Annotated in this window: 15 protein-coding genes; 9 read left to right on the top strand and 6 right to left on the bottom strand. The window is 74.4% G+C overall.

Annotation, left to right across the window (positions count from 1 at the left end; genetic code table 11):
* Nucleotides 1–50: 50 nt before the first annotated feature.
* Together ACIOGZ_RS05745 and ACIOGZ_RS05740 are read left to right on the top strand one after the other, a co-directional pair.
* Entirely contained in the window at nucleotides 51–1076 is a 1026-nt protein-coding gene (locus ACIOGZ_RS05745) for a hypothetical protein (protein WP_363587462.1), read from the top strand.
* A 120-nt stretch (nucleotides 1077–1196) separates the two neighbouring features.
* Complete coding sequence (locus ACIOGZ_RS05740; RefSeq protein ID WP_063350621.1) at nucleotides 1197–1967, top strand: DUF4239 domain-containing protein; 771 nt, start codon at nucleotides 1197–1199, stop codon at nucleotides 1965–1967.
* A 75-nt stretch (nucleotides 1968–2042) separates the two neighbouring features.
* Here the strand turns inward: ACIOGZ_RS05740 and ACIOGZ_RS05735 are convergent, their stop codons facing one another.
* Complete coding sequence (locus ACIOGZ_RS05735; protein ID WP_400985002.1) at nucleotides 2043–4382, bottom strand: glycosyl hydrolase family 18 protein; 2340 nt, start codon at nucleotides 4380–4382, stop codon at nucleotides 2043–2045.
* A gap of 285 nt (nucleotides 4383–4667) precedes the next feature.
* Here ACIOGZ_RS05735 and ACIOGZ_RS05730 point away from each other — a divergent pair, with 285 nt between their 5' ends.
* From ACIOGZ_RS05730 to ACIOGZ_RS05720, 3 genes are read left to right on the top strand one after another with little or no spacing between them, the layout of a single operon-like run.
* Nucleotides 4668–5315: a class I SAM-dependent methyltransferase gene (locus tag ACIOGZ_RS05730; RefSeq protein ID WP_363587464.1), complete on the top strand. Its 648-nt coding sequence runs from the start codon at nucleotides 4668–4670 to the stop codon at nucleotides 5313–5315.
* Nucleotides 5316–5374: 59 nt separating this feature from the next.
* Entirely contained in the window at nucleotides 5375–6052 is a 678-nt protein-coding gene (locus tag ACIOGZ_RS05725) for a hypothetical protein (protein ID WP_363587466.1), read from the top strand.
* 51 nt (nucleotides 6053–6103) lie between these two features.
* Nucleotides 6104–7150 carry a hypothetical protein gene (locus ACIOGZ_RS05720; protein WP_363587468.1) on the top strand — a complete coding sequence of 349 codons (1047 nt, stop codon included), beginning with the start codon at nucleotides 6104–6106 and terminating at the stop codon, nucleotides 7148–7150.
* On the opposite strand, the gene ACIOGZ_RS05715 is transcribed toward ACIOGZ_RS05720, so the two are convergent.
* Nucleotides 7147–9363 carry a hypothetical protein gene (locus ACIOGZ_RS05715; RefSeq protein WP_400985000.1) on the bottom strand — a complete coding sequence of 739 codons (2217 nt, stop codon included), beginning with the start codon at nucleotides 9361–9363 and terminating at the stop codon, nucleotides 7147–7149. The two genes, ACIOGZ_RS05720 and ACIOGZ_RS05715, sit on opposite strands and share 4 nt — an antisense overlap.
* Before the next feature lie 371 nt (nucleotides 9364–9734).
* On the opposite strand from ACIOGZ_RS05715, the gene ACIOGZ_RS05710 reads away from it, so the two are divergent.
* Nucleotides 9735–10322 carry a TerD family protein gene (locus tag ACIOGZ_RS05710; protein WP_350879397.1) on the top strand — a complete coding sequence of 196 codons (588 nt, stop codon included), beginning with the start codon at nucleotides 9735–9737 and terminating at the stop codon, nucleotides 10320–10322.
* Between the two features lie 62 nt (nucleotides 10323–10384).
* Here ACIOGZ_RS05710 and ACIOGZ_RS05705 read toward each other — a convergent pair whose 3' ends face one another.
* Complete coding sequence (locus ACIOGZ_RS05705) at nucleotides 10385–12046, bottom strand: ABC transporter permease (protein ID WP_400984999.1); 1662 nt, start codon at nucleotides 12044–12046, stop codon at nucleotides 10385–10387.
* Entirely contained in the window at nucleotides 12043–12969 is a 927-nt protein-coding gene (locus tag ACIOGZ_RS05700) for an ABC transporter ATP-binding protein (RefSeq protein WP_363587474.1), read from the bottom strand. The genes ACIOGZ_RS05705 and ACIOGZ_RS05700 overlap by 4 nt, the downstream gene beginning before the upstream one ends.
* Before the next feature lie 95 nt (nucleotides 12970–13064).
* On the opposite strand from ACIOGZ_RS05700, the gene ACIOGZ_RS05695 reads away from it, so the two are divergent.
* Nucleotides 13065–13598 (top strand): MarR family transcriptional regulator, encoded by a 534-nt coding sequence (locus ACIOGZ_RS05695; RefSeq protein ID WP_363587476.1) that lies wholly within the window; start codon nucleotides 13065–13067, stop codon nucleotides 13596–13598.
* A 111-nt stretch (nucleotides 13599–13709) separates the two neighbouring features.
* On the opposite strand, the gene ACIOGZ_RS05690 is transcribed toward ACIOGZ_RS05695, so the two are convergent.
* The gene (locus ACIOGZ_RS05690) at nucleotides 13710–15173 is read right to left on the bottom strand and encodes a lytic murein transglycosylase (RefSeq protein WP_363587478.1); all 1464 of its coding nucleotides are present in this window, start codon (nucleotides 15171–15173) and stop codon (nucleotides 13710–13712) included.
* Between the two features lie 673 nt (nucleotides 15174–15846).
* Between ACIOGZ_RS05690 and ACIOGZ_RS05685 the strand changes: the two genes are divergently transcribed.
* Together ACIOGZ_RS05685 and ACIOGZ_RS05680 are read left to right on the top strand one after the other, a co-directional pair.
* Nucleotides 15847–16230, top strand: coding sequence for a hypothetical protein (locus ACIOGZ_RS05685; RefSeq protein WP_363587480.1), 384 nt, complete (start codon nucleotides 15847–15849; stop codon nucleotides 16228–16230).
* Between the two features lie 21 nt (nucleotides 16231–16251).
* A complete protein-coding gene (locus ACIOGZ_RS05680) occupies nucleotides 16252–16548 on the top strand; it encodes a hypothetical protein (protein WP_363587482.1) in 297 nt (98 codons plus the stop codon).
* A gap of 34 nt (nucleotides 16549–16582) precedes the next feature.
* Here the strand turns inward: ACIOGZ_RS05680 and ACIOGZ_RS05675 are convergent, their stop codons facing one another.
* Entirely contained in the window at nucleotides 16583–17281 is a 699-nt protein-coding gene (locus ACIOGZ_RS05675) for a DUF6585 family protein (protein ID WP_363587484.1), read from the bottom strand.
* Nucleotides 17282–17428 lie beyond the last annotated feature (147 nt).

The following is a 17428-nucleotide window of genomic DNA, read 5'->3' as shown; positions in this document are numbered from 1 at the left end:
TCGCCCTGTTCTGATCCCGTCCCCGGCGACCCGAGAGGTGAGTGGAGCCCATGCCGCAGCGCCGGCAGTCCCGACGGATATCGCTGGACGGCGGTGGGGGTGCGGCCTCCGGTCGGCGGACCAGGCTGATCGGCGCCGCGGTCGGAGTGGTCGCGATGTGCGCCCTGGTCGGCGGCGCCTCGGCGTCCGGCACCGAACACCACGGCGGGGAGCAGCAGCACGGCACGACCGTCGACTCCTGCGTCTGCACCGCGACGGACGTGTCGGTGCAGGTCGGGCCGGGCGGGGACGTGAACGTCGGGGTCGACGTGGACGTCCAGGTCGGCGTCACCGTCGCCCCGACGGTCGACGCGCGACACCAGGGGCCCGGGCTCCCGCACCGGCACCACCCTTGCCGCACGCCGAAGGCCGTGCCCGGACCGGCCTCACCACGGCCCTCGGACACCACGGGGGTCCGTGGGCAGCCCGGCCGCCCGGACGACGAGCACGGCGGGTACGGGGGCCACGACGGGGACTGGTGGCACGGGGACTGGTGGCACCACCACCATCACCACCCGCACCCCTGCCCGAGCCCCACGCCGACGCCGACCCCGACGTCGAGCCCCACCCGCACGCCCAGCCCGACGGCGACCCCGACGCCGAGTGCCACGCCGACGCCTTCGCCGACGTCGAAGCCCAGTCCGACTCCGGCACCCGTCCCCACGCAGTCGCCGACCCCCGCGCCGACAACGCCGGCTCCCAGCAGGACACCTGGGCCCACCCCGCCGCCGGCGGCACCCGCGCCGAACCCGCCCGCACCCCCGGCGCCGGCCCCGGCAGCACCGGCGCCCCCACCGGACCCGGTGGCCCCCAGCCCGGACGCGCCGAGCCCGGTGCGCCCGAGCCCGCTGTGGCCGACCCCGGCGGCGCAGCCCGTGTACCACGTGCGGGCGGCGCAGCCGCCGGTCCCGCCGCAGCACCACCACAACGCCCCGGCGACGACCACCATGCTGCTGGTCACCGTGCCCGCCATCCTGGCGGCGGCGGCCCTGCGCCCGGGCCGTGGACGCGGCCGCGGCCGTTCCGGGCGGTCCTGACCGCCCCACCGAGGCGGCCCGCCCCGGCCCCCGGTCCGGCCCTGGAGCCCGACCTGCCTGGCCCGGGGCCGGCCTCGATCCTTTGTTCCGTCACAAGCCGAGCCAGAGAAGGGAGTTCCCATGTCCGAATGGTTGGCATTGGCCATCGCGATGGCGGCGGCCTGTGCCGTCGTGGTGGCGGTGGTGGTGCTGCGGCACCGCCGGGTGGGCACCGAGAAGAACGTCGACGAGACCCCGGACGTCATCGACTACATCACGATGATGATCGGCGTGGTCTACGCGATCGTCCTCGGCCTCGCCCTCGCGGGTGTCTGGGAGGCGCGCGGCGCCGCCCAGGACGACCTGTTCCGGGAGGCGCAGTCGTTGCAGGAGGTGAGCGACCGGGCGGTGGTCTACCCGGCCGAGTTCCGCGACCAGGTCCGGGCCGACGTGGACGCCTACGTCTCGTACGTGGTGAAGGTCGAGTGGGACTACATGCGCAAGAACGGCGAGATCTCCGACAAGGGCACCGAACTGCTGGACAAGCTGCGGGTGGACGTCGCCACCCGGCCGCCGGCCTCCGAGCTGGAGTCGCAGTCCTACCAGCCGATCATGGACCGGATCAGCCAGGCCGACGACGCCCGCAACTCGCGCGGGCAGAACGCCGGGCCGACCATGCCCGGGGTCGTCTGGTTCGGCCTGATCACCGGTGCCGTGGTGACCGTCGGCATGCTGTTCGCGCTGCAGATCCGGCGCACGCCGAGGGAGTTGATCCTGGCGGGCTGCTTCAGCGCGCTGATCGCGTTCCTGCTGTTCATGATCTGGGACTTCGACGATCCGTTCGGCCGGAGCGTCTCGGTGACCACCCAGCCGTTCGTCGACCTGTTCCCCTCCCTCGGGCTCAAGGGCTGAGCAGGGCCCGCCGAACCTCGCCGAAGCGGGTGGGCCCGCGCGGAGATCCGCGCGGGCCCACCGGCGTGCCGGACGTCAGCGCAGGCTGCCGTCCATGGAGTTGAGCAGCGTGCCGGAGGCGTCGTCGTTCTCCAGGGAGAAGGCGAACAGGCCGCCGAGGCCCTTGCTCTTGGTGTAGGCCCCGCGCGCCTGGATGGCCTGCGGGGTGTCGCCGGTCCAGAAGTTGGTGCCGTCGTAGACCCAGCTGCTCTCGGTGACCGGATCCCAGTGGGTGGTGGCGGCGGTCGGGTTGAGCTCCTTCCAGGCGGCCAGTCCGGCCTCCTGGCTCAGCGGCTTGGCGGCCGTCGGGCCGGTCGCGCTCTGGTACAGGCCGTAGTTGGAGCCGGCCGGGACACCCGTCCAGCCGCGCCAGTAGAACGGGATGCCGAGCACCAGCTTGTTGGCCGGGAAGCCGCCGGGGATGCCGTACTCGGGCAGGCCGGTGGTGTACGCGGCGAGCATGGTGTCGACGTTGTACTTGCGGGTGCCGGGGGTGATCGGCGTGGTCGGGTCGGCCGGGCTGTCGTGCAGCGGGTCCTGGTGGTTGGTCGGGCCCTTGGCGTCCCAGGCGCCGTGCATGTCGTAGGACATGACGTCGGCGTAGTCGAGGTAGTTGCCGATCTTGTCGGTCTCCAGCTGGGCGATCTTGTCCTGGCCGCTGGGCAGGGCGGCGGACAGCAGGTAGCGCTTGCCCTGGGCGGAGCCGATCGCGTCCAGCTGGGTGCGGAACTCCTTGAGCAGGAGGGTGAAGTTCTGCTTGTCGGCGGGGGAGTAGTGGTTGCCGGTGTGGCCGCCGGCCGAGCCCGGGTACTCCCAGTCGAGGTCGACGCCGTCGAAGATGCCGGCCGCCGTGGCCGCGCCGCCGGAGGCGTCGCCCGCGACGCCGGTCGGCAGGTTCCCCTTGAGGAACATGTCGACACAGGAGGAGACGAAGGTCTTCCGGGAGGCGTCGGTGGCGGCCGCGTCGGAGAAGTACTTGGAGTACGTCCAGCCGCCGATCGAGATGGTGAACCGCAGGTTCGGGTACTTGGCCTTGAGCTGGCGCAGCTGGTTGAAGTTGCCCTTGAGCGGCTGCTCCCAGGTGTCGCTGCTGCCGTCCACGCTGGTGCCGGAGTTGTAGTCGGACTGGTAGTCGGCGTAGGCGTCGCCCGCGCCGTCACCGGCGTTGGGGTTGTTCTCGTTGGTCGAGTCGGAGGCCTTCACCGCCTGGAAGCAGGTGAGCTTGGTGGGGTCGATGTTGGCGAACGCGTAGTGGATGACGTCCAGCTTGCCCGCGGCGCCGCTGGTGTCGACGTTCTTCGGGTAGTACGCGTTCTCGTAGACGCCCCACTGGTCGAAGTAGGCCGAGCGGACGGGCTGTTGCGCGGGGGCGGCGGCCGTCGTGGTGCTCACCGCGGCGGACTGGGCGGAGGCGTGGGAGCCGGAGTAACCCTGGACGCTGAAGGTGTACGCCTTGCCGGGCAGCAGCGAGCTGACGGCGACGGAGGTGCCCATCGAGGTGGCGACCAGCTGGCCGTTGGACCACACCTTGTAGGCGATCGGGCCGTCGCCGGTGGTCAGGGTGGAGGGCTGCCAGGTGAGCACCACGGCGCCCGCGGTGACCTTGGTGACGGCGACGCCGGTGGGCGTGGTGACCTTGCCGTCCCCGGCCGGGCCGCTGGCGGTGGCCGTCGCGGTCGGGCTGCCGGATCCGGTGGGGCTGCCGCTGGCCGTCGGACTGCCGCTCGCGGTGGGGCTGCCGGACGCGGTCGGACTGCTGGACGCGGTCGGGCTGGTGGAGGCCGTCGGGCTGCCGCTCGCGGTCGGGCTGCCGGTGGAGGTGGGCCCGGCCGGGCCGGTCAGGCTGAGGTCGTCGGCGTAGTAGGCGCCGGTGCCGTACCAGCCGTGGGTGAAGACCGTCACCGAGGTGGTGGTGGCGCTGGTGGTGAAGGTGGTGCTCAGCTGGTTCCAGCCGGTGCCGCCGGGTGTCCAGACCGAGGAGTTGACGCCCGTCCCGGTGGCGCCGAGGTAGACGTAGCTGCCCTGGACGAAGCCGGACAGGGTGTACGTGGTGTTCGGCTGGACGGTGACGGTCTGCTGGCACTGCGCGGTGTCGGAGGCCGAGGCCGCGCCGCTGAGCGCGTAACTCCCGCCGTGCACCGGGGTGGTGACGACGGAGCCGTTGGCGCAGGTCCAGCCGGTCAGGGTGCCGGCCTCGAAGTCGCCGTTGGCCAGCAGGTTCACCGGGGCGGCCGAGGCGGGGCTGAGGGTCAGGGCGAGGGCGGCGCCGCTGGTGCTGAGCGTGGCGGCGAGGGCCAGGGCCATGGCCCGTCTGCGCGGGGCGGTCCGGTGCCCGGCGGCCTGGGCGGGCCGTGCGGGCATGACGCGGTCGTGCATGCGGTTGTCCTCCGGATGTGTGGGGGTTTCCGGCGGTGCGTGGCCCGGGGTGGGCCGGGGGAGCCGCCCGGGCGCTGTGGGGGCGCGCGGGCAGGTGGAGCGTGCCGACGTACGGACGGCGGGCGCGGCGGGTCGGCTGACCCGCTCGCGTCACGACATCACAGATTGGACTGGACCAATATTCGCCGTCAAGGGTGTCCGCCCGCTGGACCGTTCCGGGCCGCCGACGCCCGGGCCCGGTAGGTTGACCGCTGCGGAGCAGGCCCGCCGAACGGAGGACTCGCGATGGACAGCCAGGACTGGGACGACCGCTACGCCGCGACCGAGCTGGTGTGGGGCGCCGAGCCCAACCGCTGGGTGGTCCGCGAACTGACCGGCCTCACCCCGGCCCACGTCCCCGGCCACGCCCTCGACCTGGCCGCCGGCGAAGGCCGCAACGCCATCTGGCTGGCCGGCCGGGGCTGGGAGGTCACCGGGCTGGACTACTCCGCCGTCGCCCTGGAACGTGCCGAGCGGCTCACCGCCGACCTGCCCGACGAGGTCGCCGACCGGCTCACCTGGCGGCACGGCGACGCCCGCACCTTCGAGGCCCCCGCCGCCGGCTACGACCTGATCCTGGTCGCCTACCTCCAGGTCCCCGCCCGGGACCGGCGGGCCGCGCTGCGCCGCGCCGCCGCCGCGCTCGCTCCCGGCGGCACCCTGCTGGTGGTCGGGCACGACCTGAGCAACCTCACCGAGGGCGTCGGCGGCCCGCAGGACCCGGCCGTGCTGTTCACCCCGGAGGACGTCCTCGCCGACCTCGCGGACCGCGGCCTGCGCACCGTCCGGGCCGAACGGGTGCACCGGACGGTCGGCCCGGAGCCCGGGCACAAGGGCGAGGGCGACGGCGTCGCGGTCGACGCGCTGGTGCGCCTGGAGCGGGGTGCCGAGTGACGGGGGACCGAGTGACGGGGCACCGAGTGGCGGGGGACCAGGTGACGGGGGGCCGAGAGATGGAGCACCGAGTGGCGGCGCGGCCGACCCGGCGCACCCTGCTCACCGGCCTGGCGATCGCCGCTCCGGTGCTGCTGGCGGGTTGCTCGGCCTCCTCCGGCAAGGCCGGCAAGAAGGCGGGCAAGGAGGCCGGCGCGGCCAGGGCGAGCGACGCGGGCGGCGAGGCCCTGGTGATGATCATCCGGCACGGCGAGAAGCCGGACGGCGGCCACCCGGGACTGGACGAGAACGGCGGCCACGACGGCAAGTCCCTCACCGAGCGCGGCTGGTCCCGCGCCCGGGCGCTGCCCACCTTGTTCGCCCCGCCCGCGCCCGGCCTGCGCACCCCCGCCCGGATCCTCGCCGCCGCCGACCAGGGCCCACTGGCGGGGGCGCACCGGATGCGGCAGACCGTCACCCCGCTCGCCGCCAAGCTCGGGCTGACCGTCGACACCGGGTACGCCGAGTCCCAGGAGACCGCCCTGGCCGGCGCCGCCCTGGCCGGGCCCCAGCCGGTACTGATCTGCTGGGAGCACTCGGGGATCCCGCGGATCGTCGAGGCGCTCGGCGCCGCCGGCAGCGGCGCACCCGCCACCTGGCCGGACCGCTTCGACCTGGTCTGGGTGTTCGCCCGCCCGGCCGGCGGAGCCTGGACCTTCCAGGAGGTCCGCCAGCACCTGCTGGACGGCGACGCCTGATCCGCCTGCGGGCGTACGCGATGTGACGAAGCGTCAACTAGCTTGTGGGTCATGAGGACTCGCACGTTCTTCGCCGCCGCGGCCGTCACAATGCTGCTGCTGTCCGGCTGCGCCGAATCCGGCTCCGAGGACGGGCCGCAGCCCCGGCCGACCCGGGCCGGCGGCGCGCCGCCGACCGGGGGCGAGCGCCGGGCCGACGGCGCCGAGCTGCTCTACCGGGCCGAGGGTGGCCGCAGCGCCCAGAACCCCGCCTTCGCCCCGGACGGCCGCTCGGTGCTGCTGACCGAGTTCAGCGAGGGCTACAACAAGGGCGCCGCCGCCCTCGGGGTGCTGCCGCTGGACGGCGCCCGCGCGCCGCAGAAGGTCCTGGAGGATCCCGACAAGGCCGCCGTCAACCTCCCGGGCACCAGCTGGAACGCCGCCACCGGCGCCTTCACCTTCGCCACCGACCGGGAGTCCGGCCACGACGAGGTCTGGCTGATGACGCCCGGCGGCAGCCCCGAGCGGGTCACCCGGCACGAGGACGGCAGCGGCTACAGCGAGCCGAGCTTCTCCCCGGACGGCGCGTGGATCGTCTTCCAGCAGAGCTGGGAGCCGGAACACGCCGCCGTGCACGGCGACGACGCCGAACAGGACTCGCTCTGGAAGGTCCGCCGCGACGGCGGCGCCCCCCTCCGGCTGGTCGACGGCAAGGGCACCGGCACCGACAACCGGCAGCCGAACTGGTCGCCCCGGGGCGACCGGATCGTCTTCCAGCGGCGCGCCGCCGGCGGCGAGAACTGGGCGCTGTGGACGGTCGGCGCGGACGGCACCGGCCTGCGCCAGGTCACCGACGTGCCGGGCGAGCACACTGATCCCACCTGGTCCCCGGACGGCCGGTACCTGGTGTTCTCCTCCAACCTCGGCAACCTGCCGAACGCCCAGGTCTTCGTGGTCGCGGCCGACGGCGGACGCCCCGTCCGGGTGACCGGCGACGACGGCTCGTACGACGGCGCGCCGAGCTGGTCCCCGGACGGGAAGTGGATCGCCTTCGAGTCCGCCCCGGGCGGCGAGGCCAACCCCGCCGCCCTCTGGCGCATCCCCGCGCCCGCGCTCTAGCTCACCGTCACCGTCACCACCGAGTACTGCACGACGGTCAGCGGCACGCTGACCGTCGCTCCCGTGACGGTGTACGGGACGGGCTTGGGCGTCGGGTCGGTGCCGTCCGGGGTGGCGACGGTGACGGCCGTGACGGCGGCGCCGACCGGGAGGGCGTAAGAGAGCGCGCAGTTGGCGGGCGTGGTGCGGAAGGCCGCCGGGGTGTCGCCGAAGTTGGTGAAGTTCACCAGGTGGACGACGGCGTCGTTGCCGAGCCGCCGCGCGTCCAGGAAGATCCGGGGGTCCCCGGCCAGGGTGACGGCGGGCGGTGCGGACTGGCGGACGGGGGCGAGCAGTTGGTCGGCCGAGGCCTGGTCGGTCTTGGTGAGGTAGCTGAGTCCGGCCCGGTTGCGGACGTACCAGCAGGTGCCGCTGCCGTAGGGGTTCTGCTTGCCGGCCGGCAGCGGGCTGCCCCGGCGCAGCCCGAGCACGTCGGAGAGCGCGAACTCGGCGCGCTGGCCGCCCAGTTCGTCGAGCGCGGTGGGAGCCGGGCCGGTGATCACGATCGTCCCGCCGGCCGCGACGAACCCCCGCAGCACGGCCGCCTCGGCGTCCGAGACAGCCTGGAGGTCGGGCAGCAGCAGCACCTTGAACCGGGCCAGGTCGGCGGCGGCCAGGCCGGGGCTGGGCACCGTGTCGAACGGGATGTGCGCGTACACCAGCGCCTTCACCGCGCCCCGGAACTCGCCCAGCCAGGGGACGGAGGCGCAGCTCTGCTCCGGGTCGTCGCCGCCCCACCAGTCGCTGATCCCGGCCGGCGCGGTCGCGTTGACGTACATCCCGATGCCCGCGCCCGGGCTGACGTAGTCCCGGGACGGGCTGGAGTGGTAGACGCCGACCTGGGCGGCCGAGGCGGCGTTGTAGAGCCGCTCCTGGTTGGTCTGGACGAAGCGGTACATCCGGGCACGCATCGCCGCGTCCACGGTGTCGTTCTTGTACGGCGTCTTCACCTCGTAGGGGTTGCAGCCGGCCGCGATCAGCTGGGACATCACCAGCGAGGCGTCGTCGGCCTGCCAGCCGTAGGAGAACGCCCAGGCGGGCTTGGTGCCGCTGGCGCCGCGCGCGTACTTGTACATCGAGATGAGACAGACCCAGTCGGAGGCGGTGGCGTGCCGCATGCCGTCGTAGTTGCCGAGGATGTCCACCTCCCAGACCTGGCTGACGGCGCCCTCGGCCTGGCGCAGGTAGCCGCCGTCCAGGCCGATCGAGGTGGCGTAGCGGTAGTCCATCGAGACGGTCTCGACGAAGGTGACCAGGTCGGGGTTGACCGCGCGTCCGGCGGCGGCGATGTCGAGCTGGAACTGGAGCAGGTTGCGGTGGCGCCATTCGAGGTAGCGGCGGAACACCGGGTCGGCGAAGTCGGCGGCCTTGGGCAGGGCGAGGCCGCTGTCGGCCTTGAAGGCGGCCGCGCCCCAGGTGGAGGCGTCGCACCAGGAGAGCACGCCGTCGAAGTAGATCGGGACGTCCGGCCAGATGCCGTCCACACCGGTGGCGGCCACGCCCTTGATCCGCTTGAGGTAGTAGTCCCGCCAGGGCGAGTTGGGGCTGAGCCAGACGCTCTCGTCGCCCGGGTCGACCCAGACCACCACGCTGCCGTAGAACACGTTGGGCTTTCCGGCGAGGTCGCGCTGGACCCAGGCGCCGCCCTGGTCGTTCTTGTAGAACGAGCGGCCCTTCTCGCCGCCGGGGGAGATCAGCTCCAGGGAGGGGTAGTACATGACGACCTTGAGGCCGGCGGCGTGCGCCAGGCCGGTGAAGGTCTTCACCTCGGCCATGTGGGCCGCGAACTCGGCGTCGGTGAGCCAGTTGGAGAGCAGGGTGTCGAGTTCGATGACGCTGACGTTCTGCGCCCTGAGGGCGTCGACGGCGCTCTGCATGTCGGCGGGCTCGTTGAAGGTGCCGTCGCCGACGCGGGCGAACCGGGCCCAGTCCGGCCAGGGTTGCGCCGTGGCGGCGCCGCCGCCGGGGAGGGTGGCGGGTGCGGGCACGGACTCCGGTACGGGCGCGGGCGCGGGCTCCGGGGCGGCGGCCCAGGCCTGGCCGCCGGGCAGCAGGCGGACGGTGGCGAGCGCGCCGCCGGTGCCCAGGCCGGCCCGCAGCAGGCGGCGGCGGCCGAGGCGCGAAGAGGTGGCGGCGGTGGCGGGTGCGGGCGGTGTTCCTTCGTGCTCGGACATGGTGGTCCCCCCAGCGTGGGTTGGCGGATCACGGGAACGTGCGCGGAACGCTCGGTGCGTCGGCGGCCGTTCTCCCGGTCGGCGGCGCCTCCGAGCCGACCCTAGTCCGCGGGCCGCCCGCCTGTTCGGGCCCTGTTCGCGGCTACGCCAGACGTCGGATCGCCGGTTGCCAGGTTGACCGAGCCGGATTGCGCGCCGCCCCGCGCAAGCTCCTCCCCGGGGCGCTTGACAGTGTGCAGACCGCCCCCGGTGGTGACGGCGGGGGGAGTGCGGGGTAGGGGTGCTGGGAGCGCGCCGGTCGGATGATCATAGATGTTCGACAGTGCTGTAGATTCACGGCACGGAGCGGCGGCAGGGACGAGGAGGGCACGATGAGCGTTTCGCTGGCCAAGGGGCAGAAGATCAGCCTGGAGAAGCCGGGCGGCGGTCAGCTGAGTGTGGTCCGGATGGGCCTGGGCTGGAAGGCCGCGCAGCCCAAGGGCTTCTTCGCCAAGCTGCTGGCCGCCGGTCGGGAGATCGACCTGGACGCCTCGGCGGTGCTGTTCTCCCAGGGGCGGCCGGTGGACGTGGTCTTCTTCCAGCACCTCAACAGCAATGACGGTTCCGTCCGGCACAGCGGCGACAACCTGGTCGGCGGCGCGGGCGACGCGACCGACGACGAGTCGATCACCGTCGACCTGACCAAGATGGCCGCCGAGGTCGACCAGATCCTCTTCACCGTCAACTCCTTCACCGGCCAGACCTTCCAGGAGGTCGAGGCGGCCTTCTGTCGGCTGGTCGACGAGCAGACGGGCGCCGAGCTGGCCCGGTACACGCTCACCGGGGGCGGCCCGTACACCGCGCAGATCATGGCCAAGGTGCAGCGCACGCCCGCCGGTTGGCAGATGACCGCGATCGGGCAGCCGGCCAGCGGGCGGACCTTCCAGGACCTGATGCCGGAGCTGGTCAAGCACCTGTGACCCGGCCAGGGGCCGGCCCGCCGTGGCCGGCCCCGTCCGCTTCCCCCGCCGCAGCCCGGGAGTCAGCGCGTTTCGAGGTCGCGGCGCCGGAACCCGGCCAGCGCCAGGGCGATCAGGGCGGCCGCGACCAGGGTGAGCGCCGCGAGCGGCGTCCAGTCCATGGCGGCCGCCGGGAGCCGGGGCACCTGCCCGAACGGGGAGAGCCGGTCCAGGCCCGCCGGGAGCTTCAGCAGCGGGCCCAGGTACCCGATCACGAACGCGTTCGCCGGCACCAGCCAGGCCAGCTGCGTCGCCCGGGGCAGCCAGCCGTACACGGCGGCGGCGAACCCCACCGTCACCCACTGGGCGGGCGCGAACGCCAGGGCCGCGCCGACCAGTCGCGGGAACGCGCCGGCGTCACCGGTGGACAACGCCCCGGCCAGGCCGAAGCCCACCCCCGCCGCGAGCAGCACCGCGGTCGAGCCCAGCAGCGCCGCCGCCAGGTGCCCGCCCAGCCAACCGGACCGGGACACCCCGGTGGCCAGCACCGGCTCGGCCCGCCCGGCGCTCTCCTCGGCGCGCGGGCGCAGCGTCGCCAGCACCGCGTAGACCGCGCCGACCACCGCCACCACCAGCAGGGTCATCGCGGCGAAGGAGTCGGTGAGCGAGCGGCCGCCGAGCCGGGCGAGGGCCTCCTTCAGCTGGTCGACGTCCTTGACCATCGCGTCGGCGCCGCCCAGCAGTGACCCGTACATCGCGCCGAGCAGCAGCAGCGCGACCGCGAAGCCGCCCAGCAGGCCGCGGTGCAGGCGCAGGGCGAGGCCGAGCGGGGTGCCGAGGGCGGGGCGGGCGGTGGGCGGCCCCGGGCGGGCGGCGCGCAGCCCGGCGCCCACGTCCCGTCGGGTGCTCAGTGCGAAGCCGGCCGCCCCGGTGACGGCGGCCAGGGCGAGCGCGGGCAGCAGCGGCCACCAGCGGTCGTCCACGAAGGGGTAGCTGCGCTGGAGCCAGCCGATCGGGGAGGCCCAGGAGAGCCCGTTCGACCCGGCGTCCCCGGCGGCGCGCACCGCGTAGGCGGTGCCGAGCACCGCGAGGGCCAGCCCGGAGGCCGTCCGGGCGTGCGCGGTGACCTGGACGGCGACGGCGGCGACCGCCGCGAACAGCAGTCCGGCGGCGGTGGTCGCGGCCCCGAACAGCAGCGCGCCGCCGGTGTCGAGCCCGGGGACGCCGAGGGCGGGCAGCCCGGCGGCGAGCAGCAGGCCGAGCGCGAGGTCGGCGACGGCTGCGGCGCCGAGGGCGGCCGCGAGCTGGGCGTGCCGGCCGACGGCGGCGGAGCGGACCAGCTCGGCCCGCCCGCTCTCCTCCTCGGCCCGGGTGTGCCGGGTGACGGTCAGCACGCTCATCAGCCCGGCCAGCACCGCCAGCAGGCCGAGCAGCCGGTGGCCGAGCATGGCGCCCCAGGTGTAGTCGGCCAGGTAGTGCCCGGGGCCGGTCATGGCGAGGACGGCCGGGCCGGCGGAGGCGTGGGCGATCGAGGCGCGGTCGGCGGCGGTCGGGTAGAGGGTGTGCACGCTGTTGGCGCTGGCGAGGGTGAGCAGGCCGAGGCCGAGCACCCAGGCGGGGAGGCGGAGCCGGTCACGGCGCAGGGCGAAGCGGAGCAGCGTGGCGGTGCCGGCCAGGGTGGTGCGCGGGCGGGGCGGGCGCGGGGCCGTGGCGGGCGCGCTGGTCGCGGTGGTGGTGGCGGTCATCGGGCGGCCTCGCCGTCGACCGGGTGCCCGTTGGCGGCCAGCTCGTCGCCGTAGTGGCGCAGCATCAGCTCCTCCAGCGTGGGCGGGTGGCTGACCAGGCTGCGCAGCCCGGCCTCGCCGAGGCGGCGGACGGCGGCGTCGAGGTGGGCGCCGTCCACGGCGAAGCGCACCCGGGCGCCCTCGGTGCGGACGGCGTGCACGCCCTCCAGCGTCTCCAGCCCGGTGACGGGGCGGTGGGTCTCGGCCTCGACCGTGGTGCGGGTGAGGTGGCGCAGTTCGCCGAGGCTGCCGGTCTGCACCACCCGGCCGTGGCGGATGATGCTGACCCGGTCGCCGAGCTTCTCCACCTCGTCCAGGATGTGGCTGGACAGCAGGACGGTCCGCCCCTGCCGCCGGGCCTGGAGGACGACGTCCTGGAAGACCACCTCCATCAGCGGGTCGAGGCCGGAGGTCGGCTCGTCGAGCAGCAGCAGTTCGGCGTCGGAGGCGAGCGCGGCGACGATGGCGACCTTCTGCCGGTTGCCCTTGGAGTAGCTGCGGCCCTTCTTGGTGGGGTCGAGGTCGAAGCGCTCGATCAGCTCGTCGCGGCGGCGGCGGTCGAGCCGGCCGCGCAGCCGGGAGAGCAGGTCGATGGCCTCGCCGCCGGTGAGGTTGGGCCACAGTTCGACGTCGCCGGGGACGTAGGCGAGGCGGCGGTGCAGTTCGACGGCGTCGTGCCAGGGGTCCTTGCCGAGCAGCCGGGCGCTGCCGCCGTCGGCGCGCAGCAGACCGAGGAGCACCCGGATGGCGGTGGACTTCCCGGCGCCGTTGGGCCCCAGGAATCCGTGCACCTCGCCGGTCTCGACGGTGAGGTCGAGGCCGTCCAGCGCGGTGGTCCGGCCGAAGGTCTTGCGGAGGCCGGTCAGAGCGATTGCCTTCGTCATGCTGCTGAAGCTACCGTAGTTTCAGAAAAACGTGAATATTGGGAAGGCGTTAAAGTTCAGTCGAGTTGTTGATCACCGGAGAGGGGAAGGCGCGCGTGGTGGAGCGGGAAGCGGAGAAGGAGCGCGACGAGCAGGCGGTGTCGGACTTCGTCGAACGGTTCGCGGCCGAGCTGGTGGCCGCGGGCATGGGCCGGATGCCGGCCCGGCTCTTCTCCTGCCTGATGGCCGAGGAGAGCGGCGTCCTGACCTCCGCCGAGCTCTCCGAACGGCTGCGGATCAGCCCGGCCGCGGTGTCCGGCGGGATGCGTTACCTCACCCAGATCGGCCTGGCCGCCAAGGAGCGCGAGCCGGGCTCGCGGCGCGACCGCTACCGGGTGCTGAACGACGTCTGGTTCGAGTCGCTGACCCGGCGCGACGAGTACCTGCTGCGCTGGGTGCGGGTGCTCAGGGAGGGCGAGGCCACCGTCGGCGCGGGCACCGTCGCGGGGGAGCGGCTGGCGGAGAGCGCGGCCTTCTTCGCGTTCATGGTGGACGAACTGCACGGGATGCTCGCGCGGTGGCGGGTGCACCGGGCGACGCTGGGTCCGGGGGCGCTGCCCAGGGCCGGGGCCGGGTCGGATCCGGCGTAGGTCTCGGTCCAGCTCTCGGTCTCGAGCTCGGTCTCGGGAGCTTGGTGCGGCGGGGTGGGGAACGCGGAAGGCCCGCACCAGGGGTGCGGGCCGTCGGCGGATGGGGCGGTGTCAGCGGGTCGGCGGGGCGGCCGAGGGGGAGAGGCCTGCGCTGGGGGTCGTGCTCGGGGCGGCGGAGGAGGGGGTGCCGCCCGGGGTGGGAGTGCCGCCGGGGGTCGGCGTCGCCGTGGCGCACCCGGGGGCGGCCGGGGTGCCGGACGGCGTGCCGGTCGGGGTGGCCGTCGGGGACGGGCTGCCCGTCGGGGTGGTCGTGGCCGTCGGGCTCGGGCAGTCGGTGGGCGTTCCGGTCGGCGTCGTGGTCGGCGTCGTGGTGGGGGTGCCGGACGGCGTGCCGGTCGGGGTGGCCGTCGAGGACGGGGTGCCCGACGGAGTGGTCGACGGCGTGCCGGACGGCGTGGCCGGCGCGGTCGACGGCGGTGTGGTGCCGGGCGTGCCCGTCGGGGTGGTGCTCGGGTCCGTCGTCGGCTGCGCGGAGGAGGACGGCGTCGGGGCCGGCGAGGTCGGCTGTGCGCTCGGCGAGGGCTGCCCGCCCGGGGGCGGGGTGGTCCCGGGGGCGCTCGGCGTCCCGGGGGTGGCGCCAGGAGTCGTCCCGGTCGGCGGCAGCAGCGGCGCGAGCGGCAGGAGCGGGGAGGGCAACGAGGCCGGCGGGGTCGAGGAGGCCGGGCGGTTCGGCACGGTGGTGACGCTGCCGCTGCCGTAGTGCGCCATCCAGTTGCGGACCGTCCGCAGGTACTCGCCCGAGTTGTTGTAGCTGAGGATCGCCCGGTCGAGCTGCGCCGGGTCGGCGAGGTCGCGCCCGCCCGCGCACAGGTAGCGGGCGGCGCTCTCGGCGGCGTCGAAGATGTTGTTCGGGTCGGCCTTGCCGTCGCCGTTGGCGTCCGTGCCCCAGGTCGCCCAGGTGGAGGGGATGAACTGCATCGGCCCGACGGCGCGGTCCCAGCGCGCGTCGCCGTCGTAGCGCCCGCCGTCGCTGTCGGGTATCGCGGCGAAGCCGTTGCCGTCCAGCGCCGGACCGAGGATCGGGGTGAGGGTCGTCCCCGTCGCGTCCACCTGGCCGCCGTTGGCCTGGCCGGATTCGACCTGGCCGATCGCGGCCAGCAGTTGCCACGGCAGGTGGCAGCCGGGCGAGCGCTGTGCGGCCGAGGCCTCGGCCTGGCGGTAGGCGGCGAGCACGGTCGCGGGCAGGGCCGGGCCGGTGGCGGCGAAGGGGCCGGCGGCGGGCGCGCCGGGCACCGTGCCGGGCGGCTGCGGCAGTTGGACGGTGCCGCCGCCGTCGGCCGGGACGCCGGTGCCGAAGGCGCTGCCGGCGCCGCCGGTCGGGCTGCCGCCGGGCTGGGAGGCGGAGGCGTCCGGCGACGTCACGGCGTCGGCGGCCGCGACCGGGGCGAGCCCGAAGCCCGTCACCTGGGAGCCCGTCAGTGCGGCGAGTGCGGTGAAGGCCGCAGCCGTCCCCGTGACCCGCTTGCCGAGCCGCAGCCCGCGCCCGCCCTGCACCTTGCCGAACCTCGCCGTCATACCGTGCCCCTCCCCGTAGCCGTCCCGACCCTGCCGGAACGGATGAACCGTCGTCATCGTGCCTGCCGCCGGACGGCGGCTCCCGCCGTCGCAACGATTAGTATCACGACGGTCTGACGCGACAGGGGTGGCCGGAGGTTGCCGCGGCCCGGCGCCGACATCGAATACCGCAGGTCAGCAGGGGTGGGGGAATGCCCGCTCGGGCTCGGGCCGGGACTCGATCCGCGTCGCGGCCAGGCTGGCCGACGGCCCGGCCGGGTAAGGGAGTTGGGGTGCGTGCGCGTCCGCCACGGGTTCCGTCCGCGGGCCCGGTGGCGGCACCGGAGGGCTGTGCGGGTCGAGCTTCGACGTTATCTCCCTTTCCTGCCAAGGGAGTTGACCGAGGGCGTGCCGGTGGTGGGCCGGGCGTGCAGGGGCCCGGACCGGCGGTCCGGGGCGCGGGGGTGGTGCGTGCGCGTCGTTCCGGGCTCCCCGGCGGCGCCCGCCTCCGACCCTCCTGACCTGCGTGGATGTCCGCCGCCGGGCGGGCGCTTCCCTACCAGGGCGGGCGTGCGGACACCAGGGGGCGGCCCCAACTCGCCCCTGGACGGGTGACGTTCTGGTGAAAAGGGCATGCCAGGAATCTCCGCCCGGCATGCTGTGCCCCGTGACCATGCGGATGGAGGCCCGGACTGTGAGCGCGAACCTGCCCGAGACCGTCGCCGAGGGAGCGGTCGTCCTTCCGGCCCCCCCTCGGGCGGTCGACGACCTGGCCCGCGACCTGACCCAGGCCGCGGCCGCCGTCCGGGCGGTCTCGCGGGTCGCCCGCAGCGGTGGGGACCTCGCCGTCGCCGCGTACACCGCGGTGGTGTGCACCGGGCGTTCGGCCGCCCGCGTACTGGAGGAGGCCGCCGCCTGGTGCCGGCAGGCCCCCGGGGCCGAGGTGCACTCGCTCGCCTGGGCCCGGGTGCCGGGGCACCGCGAGGACGTGGACGAGTACCGCGTCACCCTCGCCGTCAGCTTTCCCGACGACGAGACCGGCGAGCACCTCGGCGACACCCATCGCGCCCGCCGGTGAGGAATCCGTAGGATGATCCCCATGGGTGATGGGGACACGAAGCAGCTGACGGGCGACCAGGCGCAGGACGCGACGGACGACGGCCCGCGAGAGCTCTCGCGGGCCGCCGCCGTGGCCGTGACGGTGCTCGCCGCCCTCTGCGGCGCCGCCGTCCTGCTGGCCGTCTTCCACTGGCTGGGCTGGAGCGTCCCCTGGGTCGGCTGGATCGTCGCCAAGGCCGGCATCAAGCTCGCCGTCGGGGGCTTCGCCGGGCTCGCCGCCGCCTTCGCCTGGCTCCGGTCGCGGCTGGGGCGTGCGGCGAGCGACTCGCGGTCCTGACGGCGATCCAGGGCCTGTCCGGGCCGGCCGTGCGTCAGCCGGAACGGCCCAGCAGCATCATGAAGAGCGCGTAGTTCGGGATCCGGCTGACCGCGGTGTTCGACAGCGAGAGGAACTTGCCGTCCTTCTTGACCACCAGGTAGCCGTTGACCACGCTGATCGACTTGATGTCGGACCAGGGCACCAGACCGCGCTTCACCGTGCGCAGACCGGCCGAGCTGACCAGCAGGTCGCCGAAGGCCAGTTCCCCTCCGTCCGCCAGCGAGGCCCGGGCCCCGGACAGCTGGGTGGCCGCGACGTAGTGCGCGGCGACCTCGCCCAGTTCCGCCCACCTGCCCAGCTGGGTGCCCCTGTCCCCGCCGCTGAGCTTGGCGCGCCGGGGGTCGCGGTACTTGCCGTCGATCGTGAACGTCTCCCCGTCGTCCCGGATGAACCGGTAGGAGAAGTCCGTTTCGGTGTAGATGTTGTGCGAGTAGTGGGCGACGGTCGCCTGCATCACGGTCGAGACCTCGTCCCAGCGGAAGACCGTGAGCTCCAGGCCCCCGCCCTCGTGCACCAGGCCGTGGTCGAAGTGGTAGACCCGGAGCTTCTCCTCCTCGCGCGGCTTGCCGAACAGCCGTGTCTTCGTCAGCACCAGGAAGCACTGGCGCAGCAGGCCGAGGCCGGCCTGCTGCGCCTGCTCGGCCACTGCGGCGGTGATCTGGGTATCCGTGGTCTCGACGACCTTCACCATGGGCTCGCTCCTGTGTATGGCGACTACGGCCATGGGAGTATTCCCCGGAGCCGGGGGACGTGAGGCACAACAGCGGCCGCCCGCTCGGGCTTTCGCAGTCTTTCGGCCAGTCGCGGGCCGCCTGCTGGACGAACGCGCCCCGAGGGG

Source organism: Kitasatospora sp. NPDC088160 (assembly GCF_044741445.1).
Taxonomy (GTDB): domain Bacteria; phylum Actinomycetota; class Actinomycetes; order Streptomycetales; family Streptomycetaceae; genus Kitasatospora.
The sequence above is the reverse complement of the archived record's forward strand: the minus strand, read 5'-3'. Positions and strand labels throughout refer to the sequence as shown.